The following is a 17,809-nucleotide window of genomic DNA, read 5'->3' on the forward strand; positions in this document are numbered from 1 at the left end:
CGATGACAGTCAATCTCCCCCCTCGTGGGGGAGATGTCCGGCAGGACAGAGGGGGGCGCCAGGGAACGCCGGCGTCTCACAGCTATCGAGCGACCCCACCTACCCCGCCGCGATCAACACCGTACTCTCCGGCGACCAGCGCAGCACCACATCTTGCCCTTCCGCCAACCTGTCCGCGCCGGTGTTCTGCACGATGACTTTCAACGTCTGGCCGGCGCGCTCGACGAAGTAGGTGCTGTTGTTGCCGGCGAAAATGCGCTTGGAGACCTGGCCCTTCAGGCTATTGGCATCGCCGTCCGAAATGCCTGCATCCGTGGCAATCCGAATGCGCTCGGGCCGAACGGCGCAACTTGCCTTCGCGCCGGCCGCAAGCGTCGCGCCCGCGCCCGCGGCAATCGCCGTGCCATCCGGCAGCCGGATGCCGTTCCCGGTCGAATCGCCGCGGAAAATGTTGGCGTCGCCGAGGAAGGTGGCGGCGAATTCGCTTTTCGGCCGGTCGTATATCTCCTCCGGCGGCCCTTCCTGCACCAGCCTGCCGTCGCGCAAGATGCCGATCCGGTCGCTCATCGTCAGCGCTTCTTCCTGGTCGTGGGTGACGAAGATGGTGGTGATGCCGATCTCGCGCTGGATGCGCTTCAGTTCGATCTGCATGTCGACGCGCAGCGCCTTGTCGAGCGCGCCGAGCGGCTCGTCGAGCAAAAGCACGCGCGGCTTGGTGACGATGGCGCGCGCAAGCGCCACGCGCTGGCGCTGGCCGCCGGAGAGCTGATGCGGCCGGCGGCCGCCAAGCTTGCCCAATTGCACGAGATCGAGCGCGCGCTGCACTTCGGTGGCAATCACAGCCTTGGCCTCGCCGCGCACCGACAGGCCGAAGGCGACATTGTCGGCGACGCTCATATTGGGAAACAGCGCGTAGTTCTGGAACACCATGCCGATGCGGCGCTTCTCGACCGGCACCCGTTCGACGCTCTCGCCACCAATGGCGATGCGGCCGGAGTCGGGAAAATCGAAGCCGGCTATCTGGCGCAGCAGCGTGGTCTTGCCGCTGCCCGACGGCCCGAGCAACGCATAGAAACCGCCATCGGCGAAATCGATGGAGACGTCGTCCAGCGCCTTGTGCGCGCCAAAGCTGCGCGAGATGTTCGATACCTGCACGCCGGCCATTATTTCTCTCCGCCGAATTTGAAGAAGCGCGCCGTCAGCAGCATCAGCGTCATCGACACGACAATGATGATTGTCGAGACCGCGTTGATCTCGGGGGTAAAACCCTTGCGGATCGCGGCGTAGATTTCGACCGGCAGCGTCGTCTGGCCAGGCGTCGCCAGAAAATAGGAGACGACGAACTGGTCGAACGACACCGCGAAGGCAAACAGCCCGCCGGCGATGACGCCAGGCATGATCCAGGGCAGGGTGACGCGGTTGGTCACCTGCCACTGGTTGGCACCGAGCGAGCGCGCCGCCTCTTCCAGTTCGGGCGCGAAGGTCTGCAGCCGCGCCGAGACGACGACGATGACATAGGGCAGCGCCAGCGCGACATGGCCGAGCAGGATGGCGAACAGGCCGCGCCCGATGCCGACGCCGAAGAAGAAGATCAGCATCGCTGTTCCCGTGATCAGCCAAGGAATGGCGATCGGCGGAAACAGCAGTGCCTGCAGGAACTTCTTGCCCCGGAATTCATAGCGGTAGAGCGCAAGCGACGCCGCCGAGCCCAGCACCACGCTGATGACAGTGGTGATGACGGCGATCTCGAGGCTGTTCCAGGTGGCCGAGATCAGCTGGTCGTTCTGCCACAGTGAGGCATACCACTCGGTCGTCCATTCGAACGGCAATTGGTAGAAGGGCGAGACGTTGAACGACATCAGCGCCATGATGATGATCGGCAAATAGAGGAAGGCGAGCAGCAGCCCGACATAGAGGCGGCCAAGTCCTTCGAGGATGCGGGTGGTCATCATCACGCGGCCCTCCGCAACACCGGAGAGGCAACCGCCAGGATGACCAGCACGACGGCCAGCAGGATGAAGGAGAGTGCCGCGCCCAGCGGCCAATTGAACACGGCGACGAACTGGTCCTCGATCACCGTGCCGTAAAAGGTTCCAGTACGGCCGCCCAGAATGCGCGGCTCCATGAACGAGCCGACGACCGGCACGAAGATGAGCGCCGCGCCCGCCACCAGTCCCGGCATCGACAGCGGGATGATCACCCGCTTCAGCACCTGCAGCCGTGAGGCGCCGAGCGAGCGCCCAGCCTCGATCAGTGAATCGTCGATCGCCTGCAGGGTGAGATAGCAAGTCAACACCATGTAGGGCACGTAGGAGTGCACCAGCCCGATGATGACGGCTGGATAGGAATACATGAGATCGATGTTGATCTTGAACGGCAGCAGCGCGTTGAGCGCCGTATCGAGAATGCCGCCCTCGCGCAGCACCATCGCCCAGGAGAAGATCCGCACCAGCCCATTAGACCAGAACGGCAGGATGACGAGGAGAAAAATCGCCTCGCGGCTGCGGCCCTTCAGCACCTTGGCCAGCACATAGGCCGCGGGATAGCCGATGACGATGCACCACAGCGTCACCTCGAGGCCGAGGCGCAGCGACGCCAGCAGCAGCGTCAAATAGAGGCTTTGCGAGAAGAAGGCGGCATAGTTGCCAAGGGTGAAGGCCCACGGCTTTCCCGACAGCGGCAACTCGGTCATGAAGGAGAAGAAGACCATGGCCGAGAGCGGCAGGAAGATCGCCACCGTCAGCCAAAGATAGGCTGGCGCCAGCAGCGGCAGCGCCGATTTCAACCCCCTGCGCGACGCGGCCGCACCTGCCATCATGCACTCCTCCCCAGGGCTGAAGGATCGGTCGGCGAAGATCGCCGGCCGGCCCGGACGTCTGCTCTTACTTCACGTCGACTTTGAGCTGCTGCCAAAGCGCCAGATAGGCTTCGCGCTGCTTGTCGGTGATCGGCGCCTGGAACTGGATGCGCTTGGCGACCTCGGGATCACCCATCACCTTGCGGTTGAAGGCATCCTCGGGCAGCGCGTCCACCGCCTTGGTGTTGGCCGACACGGGCGCACCGACCTTGGTGACCCATTCGACGTAAAACTTCGGGTCGATCATGTAGTTGATGAAGGCCTCAGCGCCCGCGACATTCTTGGAACCGACCGGAATAGAGAAGGCATCGAGCCAGGCGACGGCGCCTTCCTGCGGAATGACCAGCGAGACCGGCAGCTTGAAGTGGGTCTTGGCGCGGTCGGCCGAGCCGCTCCAATAGGTGCCGATGTCGATCTGGTTGGAGGCGACCATCTGGTTCCAGTCGTTCTCCGAACTCCAGAAAGTCTTGATCTGCGGCATCAGCGAGGTGAGCTTCGTCTTGACCGCGTCCATGTCCTTAATGTCGTTGATGTTCTGGCCGGTGGCGATGGCGCCGAACTGCACCGCCTCGACGGCGTCGTCGCGGATGACGACGCGGCCCTTGTGCGCGGGATCCCACATTTCGGCGATCGACGTCGGCGGTTTGTCGAAGGACTTCTCGTTGATGGCGAGCGCCGTCAGCCCCCACACCCACGGCACGCCGTAGACCTTGCCGTCATGGTCGAGCATCGGGGAACCCGCCTTGTCCTTGCTGATGTCGGCGTAGTTCGGCAGCTTCGAGATATCGATCGGCTGGATCAGCTTTTCCGCCATCGCCTGGTCGTTGAAGGCGGCATTGATCATGACCACGTCATAGAGGCCGGGATTGGTCCGGATCTTGGTCAGCATTTCCTGTTCGGAATTGAAGAAATCGTTGACGACCTTGTTGCCGGTCGCCTTTTCGAAGGCCTCGACGGCCCACGGCTCGTCAGCGCCATAGCCCTTCCAGTTGAGCACATGCACTTCGGCGGCACTGGCGGCCAGCCCTGAGGTGATGACGGCGGTCGCCGTCAGGAAAGCAGTCAGTCTGGGCATGCGCATGTTCGTTCCTCTCATTGTTTGCCCGCTTGGCGGGTTTGTTTAGGCCTCTTGCTTCCGGCCAGGCGCGGTCACCGAATAACCGTCACGGCTTAGGAATTCCTGGATCTCGTGATCGTTTGGCGCCGACGAGCCGCCTTGGCGGGTAACCGAAATGGCGGCCGCCGCATTGGCGTAGCGCGCTGCCTCAAAGGGGTGCGCGCCGCGCGCCAGCGCACTGACGAAAGCGCCGATATGGGTGTCGCCGGCGCCGTTGGTGTCGATGGCATCCACTTTGAAGCCGGCAACGGTCCGTGTCGTGCCGTCGGCCAGCCTGATATGGCAGCCCTTGGCCGCGGAACGAATGACGACGCCGGCGGCATGCCGGCAATGGTCGGCAAGAAGCCGCGCCGCGACGGCTTCGACATCGCCCTGGCCGGCGATCTCGACGGCTTCCGTCACGTTGCAGCTCAGCCACGTGGCCCGGGCAAGCACCCGTGCCAGGATGGGCCTCGGAATGTCTGAAATGATCGGCGTCGGGTCAAAGACAAACGAGGTTTGCGCCGGCAACGCCTCGATCCAGTCGGCAAGCGCATCGCGGCTGCCCTTGTAGCTCAGCGTATAGCCTGACGTGAACACCCAGTCCTCAGGCACGACGGCCACGGGCGCCATCATGTCGAGGCTGAGCACGCTCTCGGCACCTGGCCATGACACGAACGTGCGTTCGGCGTCGCTCGAAATCATGGCGACGCAATTGCCGCTGTCCATGACCGGCGATGGCGGCGTCAGCGTCTCGATGCCCTCCGTGGCGAAGGCCGCGCGTAAAAAGTCGCCATTCGGTCCGCTGCCGAGCTGCCCGCCGAACACCACCTTCATGCCTGTGCGGCTGGCCGCGACCATCATGTTGAAACCGCCGCCGGCGACCTGGGTATAGCTCGACGCCGTCTTCTCGGTGCCTGGTGCCGGCAAGGCATCGATGCGGTAGACATGATCGACCACCGCGCTGCCGATATGGACCAGACGCCCGCTCATGCCGCGGCGTCCTTGCCGGAGCCAGTCTTCTGCGCACCGCTCCTGGCCACCCTCGCCGCAACAAGGTCGGCGGCCAGCCCCCGAACGTCCGCCATGTCGATGCCCTTGAGATCAGCGACACGCTGCGGTGGCAATCGCGAGAAGCCGGCACAGGCACCCGCCATGCCGGCGGCGATGGCGCCGATCGTGTCGGTATCGCCACCGAGATTGGCACTGATGACCGCCGCCTGCCAGGGATCACCGCCCGCGACTTCCAGAACAGCGAAGGCTGCCGGAACCGATTCCTGGCTGGCGACGCCGGTGCCGACCAGATCGATGATCATCCGGATCGCATCCCTTTTCGTCTTGCCGCGCACGATATCCTGCGCCCAGACGATGCGAGCGGCGATGTCGCCACCGGTCACCCAATGGCCGAGCGTTGCGCCTCGCCTCGCCGCCGCGACGGCGCTGTCTGATGCGGCGCGCCAATCGCCACCGGCGATGCCACGGCTGACGGCGGCCGCAACGGCAGCGGCCGAGGCAATGGCGATCGACGTGTTATGCGTTGCGCGGCAGGTTTCGGCCACCTTGGCGACGAACGCGTCCAGCGGCTCCAGCGGCATCATGATGCCGACCGGGGCGATGCGCATGGCCGCGCCATTGGTATCGCCACTGCGCCCCGCCTCTTCCGCCGGCACGCCATTGTTGATGGCGTCGATGGCGCGCTTGGTCGACGGCCCCAAGAGATCGTAGCTGCCGCGTGCCTTGACCTCGCGCTCCCAGTCGAGCAGCGCGTTGACCCAACGCGCATGGTCGAAGCGCTCGCCCGATTCGACGAGGATGCGGCCGAGCAGCAGCGCCTGTTCGGTATCGTCTGTGATGGTTCCGGCCAGAAGTCCCTTCGACACCGGATGGTCGGCGAAAGGCGCGATGAAATCCTCGACATGGCCGTGGAGTTCGGCAATCCGGGCCGGCGACAGAAGCTGCGTCGGCATGCCGAGCGCGTCGCCCAGCGCTCCGCCGACAAGCGCGCCCATCGCCCGATCGAGTGTCGTGCTATCCGGCATCGCTCAGAACCTCATATGCAGCGCGAAATGCGCCGGGTTGAGCAGGCTGATGACATATTCGATCGGCCGGTCATCGGCCGCGCGGGTCAATCGGCGGCCGCGCAGGAAAGGCGTACCTTGCGGGCAGCCGAGGATGGCGGCGTCGTCGGCATTGAGCATCTCGATGCCCACCCATTCCTCGCCATGATCGGGAATGAGGCCGGCGGCGCGCAGCGTCTGGTGCAGTGAGCCTTCGCGCAGGCCGCGAAGCGGCACGTCTTCCAGCTCGGGCGACAACGGCAGGCGGCTGCGCTCGATGGAGATCGCATGGCCGTCGCTGGCATTGGTGCGCACCCGGTCCACGGCAATGAAGAACGGGCTTTCGATCTCCAGCATGGCAGCCAGATCGACGTCCTCGATAACCTCCAGCCGCAGCGTCCGCGTCTCGGCATTGGCGCCAGCATTGGCCAGCGCCCGCGACCAGCCGATGGCATCGTCGACCGGCTTGCCATCGAAAGTGACGAAGGAGCCGACGCCGACCTTTGTGGTGATCAGCCCGCGGCTGGACAGCTCCTCGAGCCCCTTGCGGACCGTGTTGCGGCTGACGGAGAAGCGCTGGACGAGCTCGTTCTCGCTTTGCAGCCGGTCGCCGAAGCCGAGCACGCCGGAGCGGATTTCATGTTCGAGAACGGTGGCGATCTGCTCGGGCTTGCCCGTGCCGGGAGACAATTGAACCGCGCGCCGCTTCATATGCGTACCTGTCCAGCAAACCTGTATAGTCCTGTTCAATAACTTGACACGCCAGTTCTGTCAACGATCGACAGGTGAGCGATGGATGGATGGCCCTCATCTCAACCAGACAACCTTGAATCAATTGGCACGATAAAAGAAAGCCCGCTCCGGGATACCGGGGCGGGCCTTGGAGGAAGATGTGGGGTGGGACCCTTTCCTCTTGTTTCCACGGGGGGTGTGGACCGCAATCAAGCTACAAGAATCCGGCGAACCGCGGGATCACAAGCTGGCCTGCTTCCATCACATTCCGGTGCACGCCAGCACGGGCTTGCTCACGAGATTGCGAACCCTGCGGCCGAGAACCGGCTAAATGCGCCCGAGCACGACAAGGATGATGACGATGAGCAACACAAGTCCGAGACCACCACCACCGTAATAACCGGTTCCGTAGAATGGGCCACCGCCCAGACCGCTGAAGCCGCCGAGCAACGCGAGGATTAGAATAATGATAAGTATCGTTCCGAGACCCATGGCCTTCCCTGCTCCTGATTGCGCTTTCTGCGTCGGTTCAACATCGCGCCATTCGGATGCTGCAAGGTATGAACGTTTTAGCGGCTCTGGCGTTCCGCCGGAGCCTTCGCGGCCGCAGCGCACTCAGCCCACCAGGCAGAAAGCCCGTCTCAGAGGCGGGCTTTCCCGACCGGCCGAGCAAGGAGGGTGCGGTCGGCTGGCTCCGCATTTCCGATCCCGGCGCTCTTGGTCTTAGCGGCGCGCGATCAGCAGGCAGAGTTGACGCAGATCACGATCGTAAGTGCCTTCGCTGCCGAGCACGTCGACGCACCGCTTCTTCATGCGCATCACCTGGGTGTCGGGCATTTGGGCCACGACGCCCGGCAGGCTCGTACGACTGAGGTTCAAACGGTTGCTTGGGTTGGACGAATTTGATGGATTGGTGCCGCCGCCGATACCCACCCCCACGCCGGCGCCGATGCCGCTTGTGCCGTCAACATTGGCGCCAAGCCCGGCGGCGACGCCGTTGCTGCCGCGGATGGACGCGCCGAGCCCGGCGCTGACGCCGCTCAATCCGCCGACGGATGCACCAAGTCCGGCGTTGACGCCGCTGGAGCCACCGACAGAAGCACCGACGCCGGCGTTGACACCGCCGTTACCCCCGACCGACGCGCCAACGCCGAGCCCTGCCGCATTTGCCGGCAGGGAAAGAACCAAGACCATTGCACTACCCGCCAACACACTGGCGACTGTCTTGATGGTGGAAGCCATAACATTCTCCTGTTGTGGTTGCGCTAAGGCAGTCGGCTCACGGCCGATTGCAAAATCAACTACGTCGGGAGTGATTTTTCAGTTTCAAAATCGCTTTCTAAAATATATATGGTGGTTTTTATTTAAGAAACGAAATATATTTAATAGTATTAAAATTATAACATAAGTTTCTAAAAAAAGCAGATAACATTGCGTTATATGTACCGATATTTTCCGGTCATACAGCATTAAGTCGATTTTATGAAGCTGAGATTATACTGAGGTCTACCGGCACGGGACATCGCTTCAACAGTCGCTCTGGCCGACATCGTCGTTCGAGAACCGAAACATGGTGAGCGCTATGTCCTTAGCGCGGAAAACGCGTTCCCATGGCGGGCAGGGTAAAAGATTCCAAGCGATCTCAACCAGTCCGAACCAGTTGGCCCTCCGCTTGGGGCGGGAACTGTCAGGCGATGCCGTAGAACAGCCTGTAGCGCACGCGGCTCATGTAGTCGCGGTATTCCGGCAACGCCGCCAGCAGGGCCTCTTCACGCAGGATTCGATAAAGCTGAAGGTAGGTTATCACGGCGTAGACAGCGAGATTGTAGAAGGAAAAGGCCGACAGCAGGAACAGGATATGGCCGGCAAGGTAGCCGGCATAGATTGGATGCCGCACCAGGCGGTAGGCACCGCCCGTCATCACGCCGCGATTGCCGGGCAGCAAGGCAAACGAACGCCCCAGCGATGCTTTCCCCCAGATGACAAACGACACCGCCAGTATCTGCAGCGGGGCTGCGACATACACCGGAATGATGGCCGCTCCCGGTTCCAGCGTGATGAAGCCGGCGCCAAAACTGGCAATCATGGTGACAATCACGGTGAGAGGGTTCCAGTCGCGTGTCACCGGGCGCCGCGACAGCATCAGCCATGTGAAGGTGAGCACCTCCGAGATTGCCAGCAACGCAATGTTGAGTCGGGTCGGATCCTCGATGAGATGGGATACGCCGCGGTAGACGAATATGCCAGCAAAGGCCAACGCACACACACGAAAGAAGCCTTCGCGCAGGTCGATAAGGTTTTCGCCCTTTCGTGCCGCGGACAGAATCCCGCTCTCATTGGCGCTCGAAAGGGTTTCACTTTTAGACATGAGCAAGCCAAGCACCCCAATGATCCCTCCGGGTGACCTTTGCACGCAACCATTGCCGGGCCGTTAACCGAGAAGTTCAGATCGGCACTAAATAGGGCTTCCGAAAGGCATGCGAGCCCCTAGGAAGTGCCTATCGTCTCAGCCGTATTGCAATTTATGCTTGCATTTTTGGAACAAATAAAGAACAATAAGTCGATTGTTATTGAAACGATCAAAGGTTTTCGGGGGGAGGACCGGTGAAATGGTGAGCTGGAAGGCTGCGGGGCTGGTCGCCGCCGCGATCGGATCGCGCTTGCTGGCGAGAGCTTTGCGCCGAGGGTGGCCGGCAGGCCTTGCCGCTTTTCTCGCGCTGAACACGGCCGCGCTCGCCGCCGGCAAGGACTACGCCGTCTGCTTCAGCGACGGCAAGGTCGATGCCGACCAGCTCATTGCCGCCTGCACGCCGATTGCCGAGGACAAGACGGAGCCGTCGCGGAATCGCGTTATCGCCTATTTCAACCGCGGGACTGCCTGGTACAACAAGGGGGAAAACGACCGCGCCATTGCTGACTTCAACGTCACCATCAGTCTCGAGCCGGACTCCAGCGATGCCTACTACAGCCGTGGCCTGGCCTTCTTCCGCAAAGGCAAAACCGACGCGGCCATTATCGATTTCGAACAGGCGATCGCGGCCGATCCGAACTATGGCAAAGCGCATAACAATCTTGGCGTGGTCTGGCAGCAAAAGGGCGACCATGACCGGGCGATCACCGAATATGGCGAGGCGATCCGGAGCGATCCGCGGGATGTCCAGGCGTATGTCAACCGCGGCATAGCCCGCGCTTCCAGGGGCGACTACGACCTTGCCATCGCCGATTTCGACGCGGCCACGGGCTTCGATCCCGAGAGCGTGGACGCCTATACCAATCGCAGTGCCGCCTGGATCGCCAAGGGCGACTGGGCTCGCGCCTTCGCAGACGCCGATCGGGCGGTTGGGCTCGATTCCACCAGCATCGACGGCCACTACAACAGAGCCGTCGCCTTGACCAACAGCGGCGACGACGACCGCGCCATCGCTGATTTCGACAAGGTGATCGCCCTCAAACCGACGGACGCCGACGCCTACTTCGGCCGTTCGCTCACGCGGGCACGTAGCGGCGACACGGTCGGTGCAGTCGCCGATTGCCGAAAGGCCATCGAACTCGATCCGAAGAAGGCAGGTCTTTGTGACACAGGACCGGTCGGCACGAAGGCGCCGGCTGTGTCACAATCGCCCGACCCTGGCGCATCCCCCCTGTACGAACCGCTACAACTATATCCCAAAGAGGATCACTCCGAACTCGTTGCCTGGAACCTCGAACGGGGGCTGGAGCAGCAGGTGCAAGGCGACGTCGCAGGCGCGATAGAGTCATTCAGCTTCGCGATCCAGCTGGATCCTTACAACGCCGAAGCTTTTTACGACCGGGCGTTCGCCGAAGCGTCGCAAGGAAACCACGCGATTGCCGCCAGCGACTGTCGGCGCGCCATCGAACTCGAGCCGAAGCGCGCAGGCTCTTGCAGCCAACGCGCACCTGGCGAAACAGCTCCGCTGCCTGTCACGGAGACAAGAAACCCGGCAGCCGCAAAAGCCTTGCTTGAACGCGCCGAAACGCGGCTTGCAAAGTATAGTGTCGAAGGCGCACTTCTCGATTTCGACAAGGCGATCAGCCTCGATCCGGAGAGCGCTGAAACCTATTTCAGCCGGGCCGCCGCCAGGACACTGAAGGGCGATACGGCCGGTGCGGCGGAGGATTGCCGTCGCGCCGCCGAACTCGATCCAAAATGGGCGGCAGGCTGCAGTGAACGGGTTGCGGGCAACGAGAGGAAGTCGGCTCCACCGCCGGATGCACGACAGCCGAAGCCGCGAGCCGTCGTTCCGAATATTACGGCCACACAAGACACGCTGGCCGCGAGGGCCATGGAGGCGACCGATCCGCAAACCCTGGAAGCGGTCCTTGGCGGCGATGCCTTCCTGGACATGGGCAAGTACGATCAGGCGATCGGCGCCTACAACCAGGTGATCTCGCTCGATCCGAACGACCGGTTTGCCTATTTCGGTCGCGGCAAGGCCTGGGCTGCCAAACGCGCCTACAAGCAGGCGATCGCAGACTACGACAAGGTCATCGAACTCGCCCCCAATTTTGCCGCGGCGCATCTTCGCCGGGGTCTCGCCAAGGTTACGTCAGGCGATGCCGAGGGCGCGCTTGCCGATTGCAGCCGGGCTGCAACACTCTATGCAAAGGCGCGCGACGCATACTTCTGCAAGGGCATGGCATGGCAAGCGAAGGGCGACGCTGCCGGCGCGGTCGCCGCTTATTCGGCGGCGCTCGAGATCGATCCGAAGGATGACGCGAGCTATTACGGGCGCGGCATGGCGAGGGCCGGCAGGAAAGACTATGACGGCGCCATTGCCGATTTCGACAAGGCGATCGAGCTTGATCCAGGCAATGCGGACTATCTCGCCAGCCGCAGGGCAGCGGTGGCGACGAAAGCCGAGCTGCAACCCGGCGCCGAACCTGCGGTCCCGCAGGACGTCGACAATGATAGCCAGCCCGAGGCCAAGCTTTCGACCGCTGAGATGGCGAAGCTCATTCAGGCGACCGACCCGCGCGTTCTGGCCGCGGTACGGCACGGCGACAGCCTGTCGGATGCCGGCAAGTATGACCAGGCAATCAGCGCGTATGGCAAGGCGATCGCGCTCGACCCCGACAGCCCCCTCGCCTATTTCGGCCGCGGCAACGCCTGGAACGACAAGCGCGCCTATGATCGGGCGATTGACGACTATGACCGCGTGATCGAGCTCCTGCCAAATATGGTCTCTGCTTATGTTCGCCGAGGCATGGCCAAGGCCACCACCGAGGATGCCGAAGGTGCCCTCGCCGATTGCGGTCGGGCCGCCGCGTTCGATCCGAAGCTGGTGGATGCCTATTTCTGCATGGGCATGGCATGGCACGTGAAGGGCGATGCCCAGCGAGCGATCACAGCCTATTCGGCGGCGATCGAGATCGATGCCAACGATGCCCCCAGCTACTACGGGCGCGGCATAGAACGGGCCGATAGCAAGGATTACAGCGGCGCGATTGCCGACTTCGACCAGGCGATAAGACTCTATCCGGGCAATCCGGACTACGCGGTCGTCCGCAAGGCGGCCGTGGCCGCCTTGAAGAAAGGCGGCGCCGCGCCGCTCACCGTCGGTTCCGATCCCAGGAACCTCCAAGCCTTCATGGATCGTGGCGATGCGTTCTACGATAAGGGCAAATTCGATCGCGCCATCGCCGAATATAGCAAGGCGATTGCGCTCGACCCAAGGAAAGCCTCGGCCTATGTCGGCCGCGGTACGTCGCTTGTCGCGAAAGGCAAATATGACGCAGCCATCACGGACTACGGCAAGGTTATTGAACTCTATCCCGCTTATGTCGACGCTTACATCGGTCGCGCCGTCGCCTGGAGCAAAAAGAACCAACTGGATCGTGCCGTCGCGGACTACAGCCGCGTGATCGAACTCGACCCGCAATATGCTCCGGTTTATTTCGGGCGCGGCAGCATCTGGTTCACCAAGGGCGAGTACGACCAGGCCATTGCCGACTACGACCAGGCGCTGAAGCTCGATCCAAAGCTGGCCCTCGCCCGCAAGGGCCGCCAGATCGCCATGGCGGCGAAAGCGAACGCCTCAAAAATGCCAGGCAAAGCCGTTGGCGAGGCGCCGACCAAGCCAAGCAGCGCTTCGCCAGCCGCGCAGGCGTTCAGCAAGGGCTGGACGCTGCATGAGAAGAACGACTATGACGGCGCCATAGCCCTGTACGGCAAGGCGATTGCATTCTTTCCGGCGTTCCACGACGCCTATCTGGCGCGAGCAATGGCCTGGGAGGCCAAGCGGGACTACGCTCATGCCGTCGCTGACTACAGCCAGGCGATCGCGTTCAATCCGAATCGTGCCGAGACCTACTACGACCGCGGCCAGAATCTCGGTTTCCAGGGAGATTACGACGGTGCGCTTGCGGACTACGACAAGGCCATCAGTCTCAATACCAGGGACGCAAAGGTCTATGCCGATCGGGGCCTCATATGGATGGGCAGACATGAGGACGCCGCAGCGCTGCGCGATTTCGAAAAGGCGCTCGGCCTCGACCGCAAGAACCCCTTCGCCTATTTGGGCCGGGGCGTGATCCGGATCAGCAAGGCGGATTATGACGGGGCCATCGCCGATTTGAGCCAGACGATAAAGCTCAAACCAGATTTCGCCACCGCCTACAAAGTGCGCAGCAAGGCGTGGGACGCCAAGGGCAACCACAAGCGTGCCGAGGCCGACCGCAATAAAGCGTTGAGCCTCGGCGCGAAATAGACAGTTTAGGGAGGGTCGGCGATGGCGCGTTGGAGAGGCTTGGGCGTGACGGCGGTCGCCGCTTTGTCTTTCGTTGCGGTAAAGATATTGCCTTGGGCGCTCGGTTTTTCCGGCGGCAAATATCTCTACCAGACAGTGGCGGGCTCGCCCGATCCGCAGACCCTGACCACAGCTCAGGTGAGCGAACAGATTCAGAGCCAGGGAAGCCAGATATTCATGGCGATCCAGCAGGAGTTTCCAGACGACTATGACGCCGTCGTGGAAAAGATCACTGCCGTGGCCAGACTTGGAAACGTGGAGCAAGTGCGAAACACGAGCAGGATGGCGGTCGCCAGCCTCAGGCAAAAATATGCATCCCTGCTGTCTTCGTCCCCAGACGGCAATGCCGCCGAGGCGCTGCGTGCACAATTGGCCATGCTCAACCATGTCATGGCGCGGGAAACCGCAATCACTTGCAACAACTACCTTCGCAACGGGCCGGACGCGCTCAGCATGCCGGATCAGGACTTCCTGACCGACATGGACAAGATCGGAGCCACCCTGTTCCACGCCTTCGGCGCGGCGAAGAAGAGCGGTCTGGCTGCCGCTTCAGCCAGCGATGAGGACTGGTCACTGCTGGCCGACGCTTTCATCAACGCTGGCGGCACTCCCACCGAGATGAATGCCATAGCCAATGTCAGCCCGGAATTCGAAGGTCTCTGCCCGGCAGTCGCGAAACTATATACATCCGCTCTTTCGCTGCAGGGCGAGCCCGGGCGGCACGTCAAAACAACTTTGCTCTATGAGATCGCCCGGAATTAGCCAAGGTCTGCGCATCCGCGCGATTGATGAGGACCCATCAGTTCCGAGAGCCGGATTGGCCTCCCCTAGCCCAGAGTTGAATTGCTGAAATACTTCGTGAAATCAGGGCGTTGCGTCAGAACCTTGCCATCGGCGTCGCGCAGAATGCCCGCAGTGAAAAGATAGTCGCCGATCGCATCCATCTTGGCCGGATCCATCGTGCCGATGGCGCCGTTTTCCGCGCGCAGATAGTGCCCGTCGATCAGCACCTTCAGCGAGGCCTCGATCAGCGCCGGATTGGTCAGCGCATCCTTGTTGGCGGCGATGAGCAGCGCGGCCGCTTCATCGGGATGCTCGACGGCGAACCGGTAGCCACGCTGCGTCGCCTCGATGAAGGCCTCCGCAAGCTTTGGGTTCGCCGACAGATACGCCTCGCTCGACGAGATCAGCGTCGTGTGCTCGTCGGGCACGCCATAGTCGGCATAGACGAAGCTGCGCTGATGGACGCCTTTGAGTTCGGCCTCGACGCCCTCCCAGGTCAAAACCTCCAGCGTGAAGTCGACGGTGCCGTTGGCAAGGGCTTCGTAGGCGGAGGTGCCGAGCGTCACCGTTTCGAAATTGCCCTTGCCGCCATCGTGGCGGATGATGGTCGAGATCAGCGCGTTTTCCCAGGCGCTGCCGAAACCGCCATAGGTCAGGCCGTCAAGGTCCTTCGGGCCCTTGATCTCGCTGCGCGCGGCATTGAACACCAGCCGGCCGGTTTCGGATTGCACCACGGCGTAGACGGCTTTCAAGTCCGCTCCGGCGGCTTTCTGGGTGAACAGGCTGATGGTGCCGTTGATGCCGAAATCGGCGACACGGTTGGCGACCAGCGTGCCGGCGCCGGTATCGCTGTAGGGCAGAATGTCGACCTCGAGGCCGGCGCCCGAATAAAACCCTTTGTCGCGGGCGACGAACAGCCCGATGTGGTTGGTGTTGACCGTCCAGTCCAAAGCGACGGTGATTTTCTGCATCGCCGCGAAAGAGCGGCCCGGTCCGGCGATCAGCGGAAGACCGCTGGCGAGGGTAAGCAGCAAGGCCTGCCGGCGCGTCAGATCAGTCATGTTCATGTCCTTTGGAGGGTTGAGGGTTGAGCAAAATGTCGAGGATCTCGGCCTCGAGTGCGATGGCCTGTCGCGCGGCGGCACCGGTCGGGTCGCGCGGACGCGGCAACGGCACCTTGATCTCGCGCAGCACTCGGGCCGGGCGCGCCGACAGCACATAGATGCGGTCGGACAGGTGCACGGCTTCGCGCACATCGTGGGTAATGAGCAGTGCCGTCCAGCGATGGTGCCGCCACATCTGCTCGAGCCAGCGCTGCATTGCGGCGCGGGTCAGTGCGTCGAGCGCGCCGAAAGGCTCGTCGAGCAAAAGCATGTCGCGCTCCTGCACAACGGTGCGCAACAGCGCCGCGCGCTGGCGCATGCCGCCCGAAAGCTGCGCCGGAAAATGCCGCTCGAAGCCGGCAAGTCCGAATTCGGCGAACAGCGGCGCGACCCGCGCCCGTGCTGCCTTGCGCTTGATGCCTTGCACTTCGAGCCCGAGTGTCGCGTTGTCGATGATGCGCCGCCACGGCATCAACGCATCGCGCTGTGGCATGAAGGCAAAATGCCGGCCATGATCGTCGAGCGGCGCGCCGTCGAACAACATCTCGCCTTCGCCATGTTCGGCGCCGGTCAGAAGCTGGAACAGCGTCGACTTGCCGGCGCCCGAAGGCCCGAGGATCGAGACGAATTCGCCGGCACCGACGTTGAGCGAAATGTCGGCAAGCACGTCGAGCCCGCCAAACGCCTTGCGCACATGTCGCAATTCGAGCCGGCTCATCTTCGCGCCGCCTTTGCCGCGGCTTGCTTGCCCGCGGCCCGTTCCCAGGGCATGGCAAAGCGCTGCAGCAGCACCGTCAATCCGAACAGGATGAGAGTAAGCGCGGCGCTGACGCCGACGGCGGCCAGCACCAGGTCGGGGCGAAAATTGTTCTTGGCGTTGAGCATGTAGATGCCCAGCCCTTTGGCGGCACCCGCATATTCGGCGAAGATGGCGCCGACAACGGCATAGGTGATGGAGATCCGCAGGCCAGCGAAGAAATATGGCAGTGCCGAAGGCAGCCGCGCCAGAACGAAGACGCGCCAGCGCCCTGCCCCCATGGCGCGTAGCATCTGGCCGATCTCGGGCTCGGTTGCCTCGTAGCCCTCGACCAGCGCCACCAGCATCGGGAAGAAGGTGACCAGCGCCACCAGCATGATCTTGGGCGCCAGCCCGAAGCCGAACCACAGCACCACCAGCGGCGCGATCGCAACCAGCGGCAAGGTCTGGCTGACGATGAAGACGGGAAAAAGCGCGCGCCGCAGCGGTTGGAAGAAGTCGACCAGCATCGACAGCGCGAAAGCGGCGCTGAGTGAAAAGACGAAACCGATGAGCGTGGCGCGGATAGTGGGAACTGCGTTGTCGACCAGCGCGTCACGATTGAGCATCGCCTGCTCAAAGACACGTGAGGGCGCCGGCAGCGTCGTCGGCTTGATGCCGGAATAGGTAGCGTAGAGTTCCCAGGCCACGAGCAGCAGCCCGACCGACATTATGGCCGGCACTGCCTTGGCGAGGATGCCCGCGAGGTGACGCGGCCGGTTGAATGACGATGAGACCACGAGAGGACAACCTTGACGGTCGCGCATCAGCGCGAGCGGTTCAGACAGCAGTGGGGCTGTTGGCGGAAACCGTGACGTCGAGGGTTACGTGGCCGACACCCGGCCCGAAGCGGCAGAAAGCTTCGTTGAGCGCCGAAAAGATCGCGCCCGTATCGCCGCGCAGTTTGGTGCAGAAATTCTTGGAGCGATCGTAGACGCCGGACTGTTTCAAGAAATCGATGCAACCATAGATCTCGTCCATGTGGTCGCCGGTACCCATCACATAAAGCGAGAATTGCGCCGCCGCCGGCTGGCCGGTGGCGACCGCGCCATGCACGGCTGCGATGGCGGCTTCCTTGCGCGGGCCGAGCGGCCCGACAGGCCCGCCGAAGGCCTCGGAGCGGCAGATCGGATCGTCCGGCTCGCCTGGGCAGCCACGCGAAATGGCGGCTGACAAAACGCAATGCTTGCCGCTGCGCGCGGCCGCCACGAACAGGTCGCGCAGAGCCGGGAACAGCACTTCGGGCGGCCCGACCAGCAAGGTCGAGATGTCGTCGGTCTCGATCCTGAGCCGGTCACGATAGGGATCGAGCGCACCGAGCGCGCCCAAAATGACGCCGACGAAATCGTCGGCCATGGGATATAGGGAAATCTGTGCGCCTGAAAACATAGCCCGCCTCGCTCCGCTGGTATTACCCAGATCAGCTTCTAGGGTCTGTGGGCTTGCCGCCCCCGTCTCAGCCCCGACCGTACGGAGCACCCCTGTGGATGGGCGCGTTAAAGCACCATTCGACCGATTGGGGAAGCCGTTTTTTCAGCGAACTGCGCCAAAAGCATTGCGCCAGAGCGGGAGCGGTTGGCTCTGCCGGCGCGAGAATTTATCGGGAACCTTCACCAGA

Annotated in this window: 16 protein-coding genes and 1 riboswitch; of the genes, 2 read left to right on the forward strand and 14 right to left on the reverse strand. The window is 62.7% G+C overall.

Translation table 11 applies throughout. From position 1 onward, the window contains the following. Positions 1 to 99: 99 nt before the first annotated feature. The 10 genes from LB577_RS01560 to LB577_RS01605 form a co-directional block, all read right to left on the reverse strand. The gene (locus tag LB577_RS01560) at positions 100 to 1,164 is read right to left on the reverse strand and encodes an ABC transporter ATP-binding protein (protein WP_224685270.1); all 1,065 of its coding nucleotides are present in this window, start codon (positions 1,162 to 1,164) and stop codon (positions 100 to 102) included. After that, complete coding sequence (locus tag LB577_RS01565) at positions 1,164 to 1,952, reverse strand: ABC transporter permease (protein ID WP_224685444.1); 789 nt, start codon at positions 1,950 to 1,952, stop codon at positions 1,164 to 1,166. The genes LB577_RS01560 and LB577_RS01565 overlap by 1 nt, the downstream gene beginning before the upstream one ends. Then, entirely contained in the window at positions 1,952 to 2,815 is an 864-nt protein-coding gene (locus LB577_RS01570) for an ABC transporter permease (RefSeq protein WP_224685445.1), read from the reverse strand. The genes LB577_RS01565 and LB577_RS01570 overlap by 1 nt, the downstream gene beginning before the upstream one ends. A gap of 67 nt (positions 2,816 to 2,882) precedes the next feature. Continuing rightward, positions 2,883 to 3,938, reverse strand: coding sequence for an ABC transporter substrate-binding protein (locus LB577_RS01575; protein ID WP_318013396.1), 1,056 nt, complete (start codon positions 3,936 to 3,938; stop codon positions 2,883 to 2,885). Positions 3,939 to 3,977: 39 nt separating this feature from the next. Continuing rightward, positions 3,978 to 4,946 (reverse strand): PfkB family carbohydrate kinase, encoded by a 969-nt coding sequence (locus LB577_RS01580; RefSeq protein ID WP_224685272.1) that lies wholly within the window; start codon positions 4,944 to 4,946, stop codon positions 3,978 to 3,980. Next, on the reverse strand, positions 4,943 to 5,992 hold the full coding sequence (locus LB577_RS01585) for an ADP-ribosylglycohydrolase family protein (protein WP_224685273.1): 1,050 nt from the start codon (positions 5,990 to 5,992) through the stop codon (positions 4,943 to 4,945). The genes LB577_RS01580 and LB577_RS01585 overlap by 4 nt, the downstream gene beginning before the upstream one ends. Positions 5,993 to 5,995: 3 nt before the next feature. Beyond that, positions 5,996 to 6,721, reverse strand: coding sequence for a GntR family transcriptional regulator (locus LB577_RS01590; protein ID WP_224685274.1), 726 nt, complete (start codon positions 6,719 to 6,721; stop codon positions 5,996 to 5,998). A gap of 348 nt (positions 6,722 to 7,069) precedes the next feature. Beyond that, entirely contained in the window at positions 7,070 to 7,234 is a 165-nt protein-coding gene (locus tag LB577_RS01595; RefSeq protein WP_023768317.1) for a DUF3309 family protein, read from the reverse strand. 231 nt (positions 7,235 to 7,465) lie between these two features. Next, positions 7,466 to 7,984, reverse strand: a complete 519-nt coding sequence (locus LB577_RS01600; RefSeq protein WP_224685275.1) for a hypothetical protein — start codon at positions 7,982 to 7,984, stop codon at positions 7,466 to 7,468. Between the two features lie 445 nt (positions 7,985 to 8,429). Beyond that, positions 8,430 to 9,155, reverse strand: a complete 726-nt coding sequence (locus tag LB577_RS01605) for a methyltransferase family protein (protein ID WP_224685276.1) — start codon at positions 9,153 to 9,155, stop codon at positions 8,430 to 8,432. Between the two features lie 196 nt (positions 9,156 to 9,351). Here LB577_RS01605 and LB577_RS01610 point away from each other — a divergent pair, with 196 nt between their 5' ends. Continuing rightward, complete coding sequence (locus LB577_RS01610) at positions 9,352 to 13,470, forward strand: tetratricopeptide repeat protein (protein ID WP_224685277.1); 4,119 nt, start codon at positions 9,352 to 9,354, stop codon at positions 13,468 to 13,470. Positions 13,471 to 13,515: 45 nt separating this feature from the next. Then, the gene (locus LB577_RS01615) at positions 13,516 to 14,271 is read left to right on the forward strand and encodes a hypothetical protein (protein WP_224685278.1); all 756 of its coding nucleotides are present in this window, start codon (positions 13,516 to 13,518) and stop codon (positions 14,269 to 14,271) included. Positions 14,272 to 14,336: 65 nt separating this feature from the next. Here LB577_RS01615 and LB577_RS01620 read toward each other — a convergent pair whose 3' ends face one another. The 4 genes from LB577_RS01620 to LB577_RS01635 form a co-directional block, all read right to left on the reverse strand. After that, positions 14,337 to 15,353, reverse strand: a complete 1,017-nt coding sequence (locus LB577_RS01620) for an ABC transporter substrate-binding protein (protein ID WP_224685279.1) — start codon at positions 15,351 to 15,353, stop codon at positions 14,337 to 14,339. Further along, a complete protein-coding gene (locus LB577_RS01625) occupies positions 15,346 to 16,113 on the reverse strand; it encodes an ABC transporter ATP-binding protein (protein WP_224685280.1) in 768 nt (255 codons plus the stop codon). Before LB577_RS01625 ends, LB577_RS01620 begins: the two co-directional genes overlap by 8 nt. Further along, the gene (locus LB577_RS01630) at positions 16,110 to 16,862 is read right to left on the reverse strand and encodes an ABC transporter permease (RefSeq protein ID WP_023768324.1); all 753 of its coding nucleotides are present in this window, start codon (positions 16,860 to 16,862) and stop codon (positions 16,110 to 16,112) included. The genes LB577_RS01625 and LB577_RS01630 overlap by 4 nt, the downstream gene beginning before the upstream one ends. A gap of 109 nt (positions 16,863 to 16,971) precedes the next feature. Beyond that, positions 16,972 to 17,580: a Ykof family thiamine-binding protein gene (locus tag LB577_RS01635; RefSeq protein ID WP_224685281.1), complete on the reverse strand. Its 609-nt coding sequence runs from the start codon at positions 17,578 to 17,580 to the stop codon at positions 16,972 to 16,974. Next, positions 17,571 to 17,684: riboswitch (TPP riboswitch) on the reverse strand. (Overlaps the previous gene by 10 nt.) Between the last annotated feature and the right edge of the window lie 125 nt (positions 17,685 to 17,809).

It is taken from the genome of Mesorhizobium sp. B283B1A, from assembly GCF_020165735.1.
In the GTDB taxonomy this organism is placed as follows: domain Bacteria; phylum Pseudomonadota; class Alphaproteobacteria; order Rhizobiales; family Rhizobiaceae; genus Mesorhizobium; species Mesorhizobium opportunistum.

Bases quoted from the DNA above. Each gene is read 5' to 3' on its own strand.
- LB577_RS01560 (WP_224685270.1), bottom strand. From the start codon at position 1,164: ATGGCCGGCGTGCAGGTATCGAACATCTCGCGCAGCTTTGGCGCGCAC.
- LB577_RS01565 (WP_224685444.1), bottom strand. From the start codon at position 1,952: ATGATGACCACCCGCATCCTCGAAGGACTTGGCCGCCTCTATGTCGGG.
- LB577_RS01570 (WP_224685445.1), bottom strand. From the start codon at position 2,815: ATGGCAGGTGCGGCCGCGTCGCGCAGGGGGTTGAAATCGGCGCTGCCG.
- LB577_RS01575 (WP_318013396.1), bottom strand. From the start codon at position 3,938: ATGCGCATGCCCAGACTGACTGCTTTCCTGACGGCGACCGCCGTCATC.
- LB577_RS01580 (WP_224685272.1), bottom strand. From the start codon at position 4,946: ATGAGCGGGCGTCTGGTCCATATCGGCAGCGCGGTGGTCGATCATGTC.
- LB577_RS01585 (WP_224685273.1), bottom strand. From the start codon at position 5,992: ATGCCGGATAGCACGACACTCGATCGGGCGATGGGCGCGCTTGTCGGC.
- LB577_RS01590 (WP_224685274.1), bottom strand. From the start codon at position 6,721: ATGAAGCGGCGCGCGGTTCAATTGTCTCCCGGCACGGGCAAGCCCGAG.
- LB577_RS01595 (WP_023768317.1), bottom strand. From the start codon at position 7,234: ATGGGTCTCGGAACGATACTTATCATTATTCTAATCCTCGCGTTGCTC.
- LB577_RS01600 (WP_224685275.1), bottom strand. From the start codon at position 7,984: ATGGCTTCCACCATCAAGACAGTCGCCAGTGTGTTGGCGGGTAGTGCA.
- LB577_RS01610 (WP_224685277.1), top strand. From the start codon at position 9,352: ATGGTGAGCTGGAAGGCTGCGGGGCTGGTCGCCGCCGCGATCGGATCG.
- LB577_RS01620 (WP_224685279.1), bottom strand. From the start codon at position 15,353: ATGACTGATCTGACGCGCCGGCAGGCCTTGCTGCTTACCCTCGCCAGC.
- LB577_RS01625 (WP_224685280.1), bottom strand. From the start codon at position 16,113: ATGAGCCGGCTCGAATTGCGACATGTGCGCAAGGCGTTTGGCGGGCTC.
- LB577_RS01630 (WP_023768324.1), bottom strand. From the start codon at position 16,862: ATGTCGGTCGGGCTGCTGCTCGTGGCCTGGGAACTCTACGCTACCTAT.
- LB577_RS01635 (WP_224685281.1), bottom strand. From the start codon at position 17,580: ATGTTTTCAGGCGCACAGATTTCCCTATATCCCATGGCCGACGATTTC.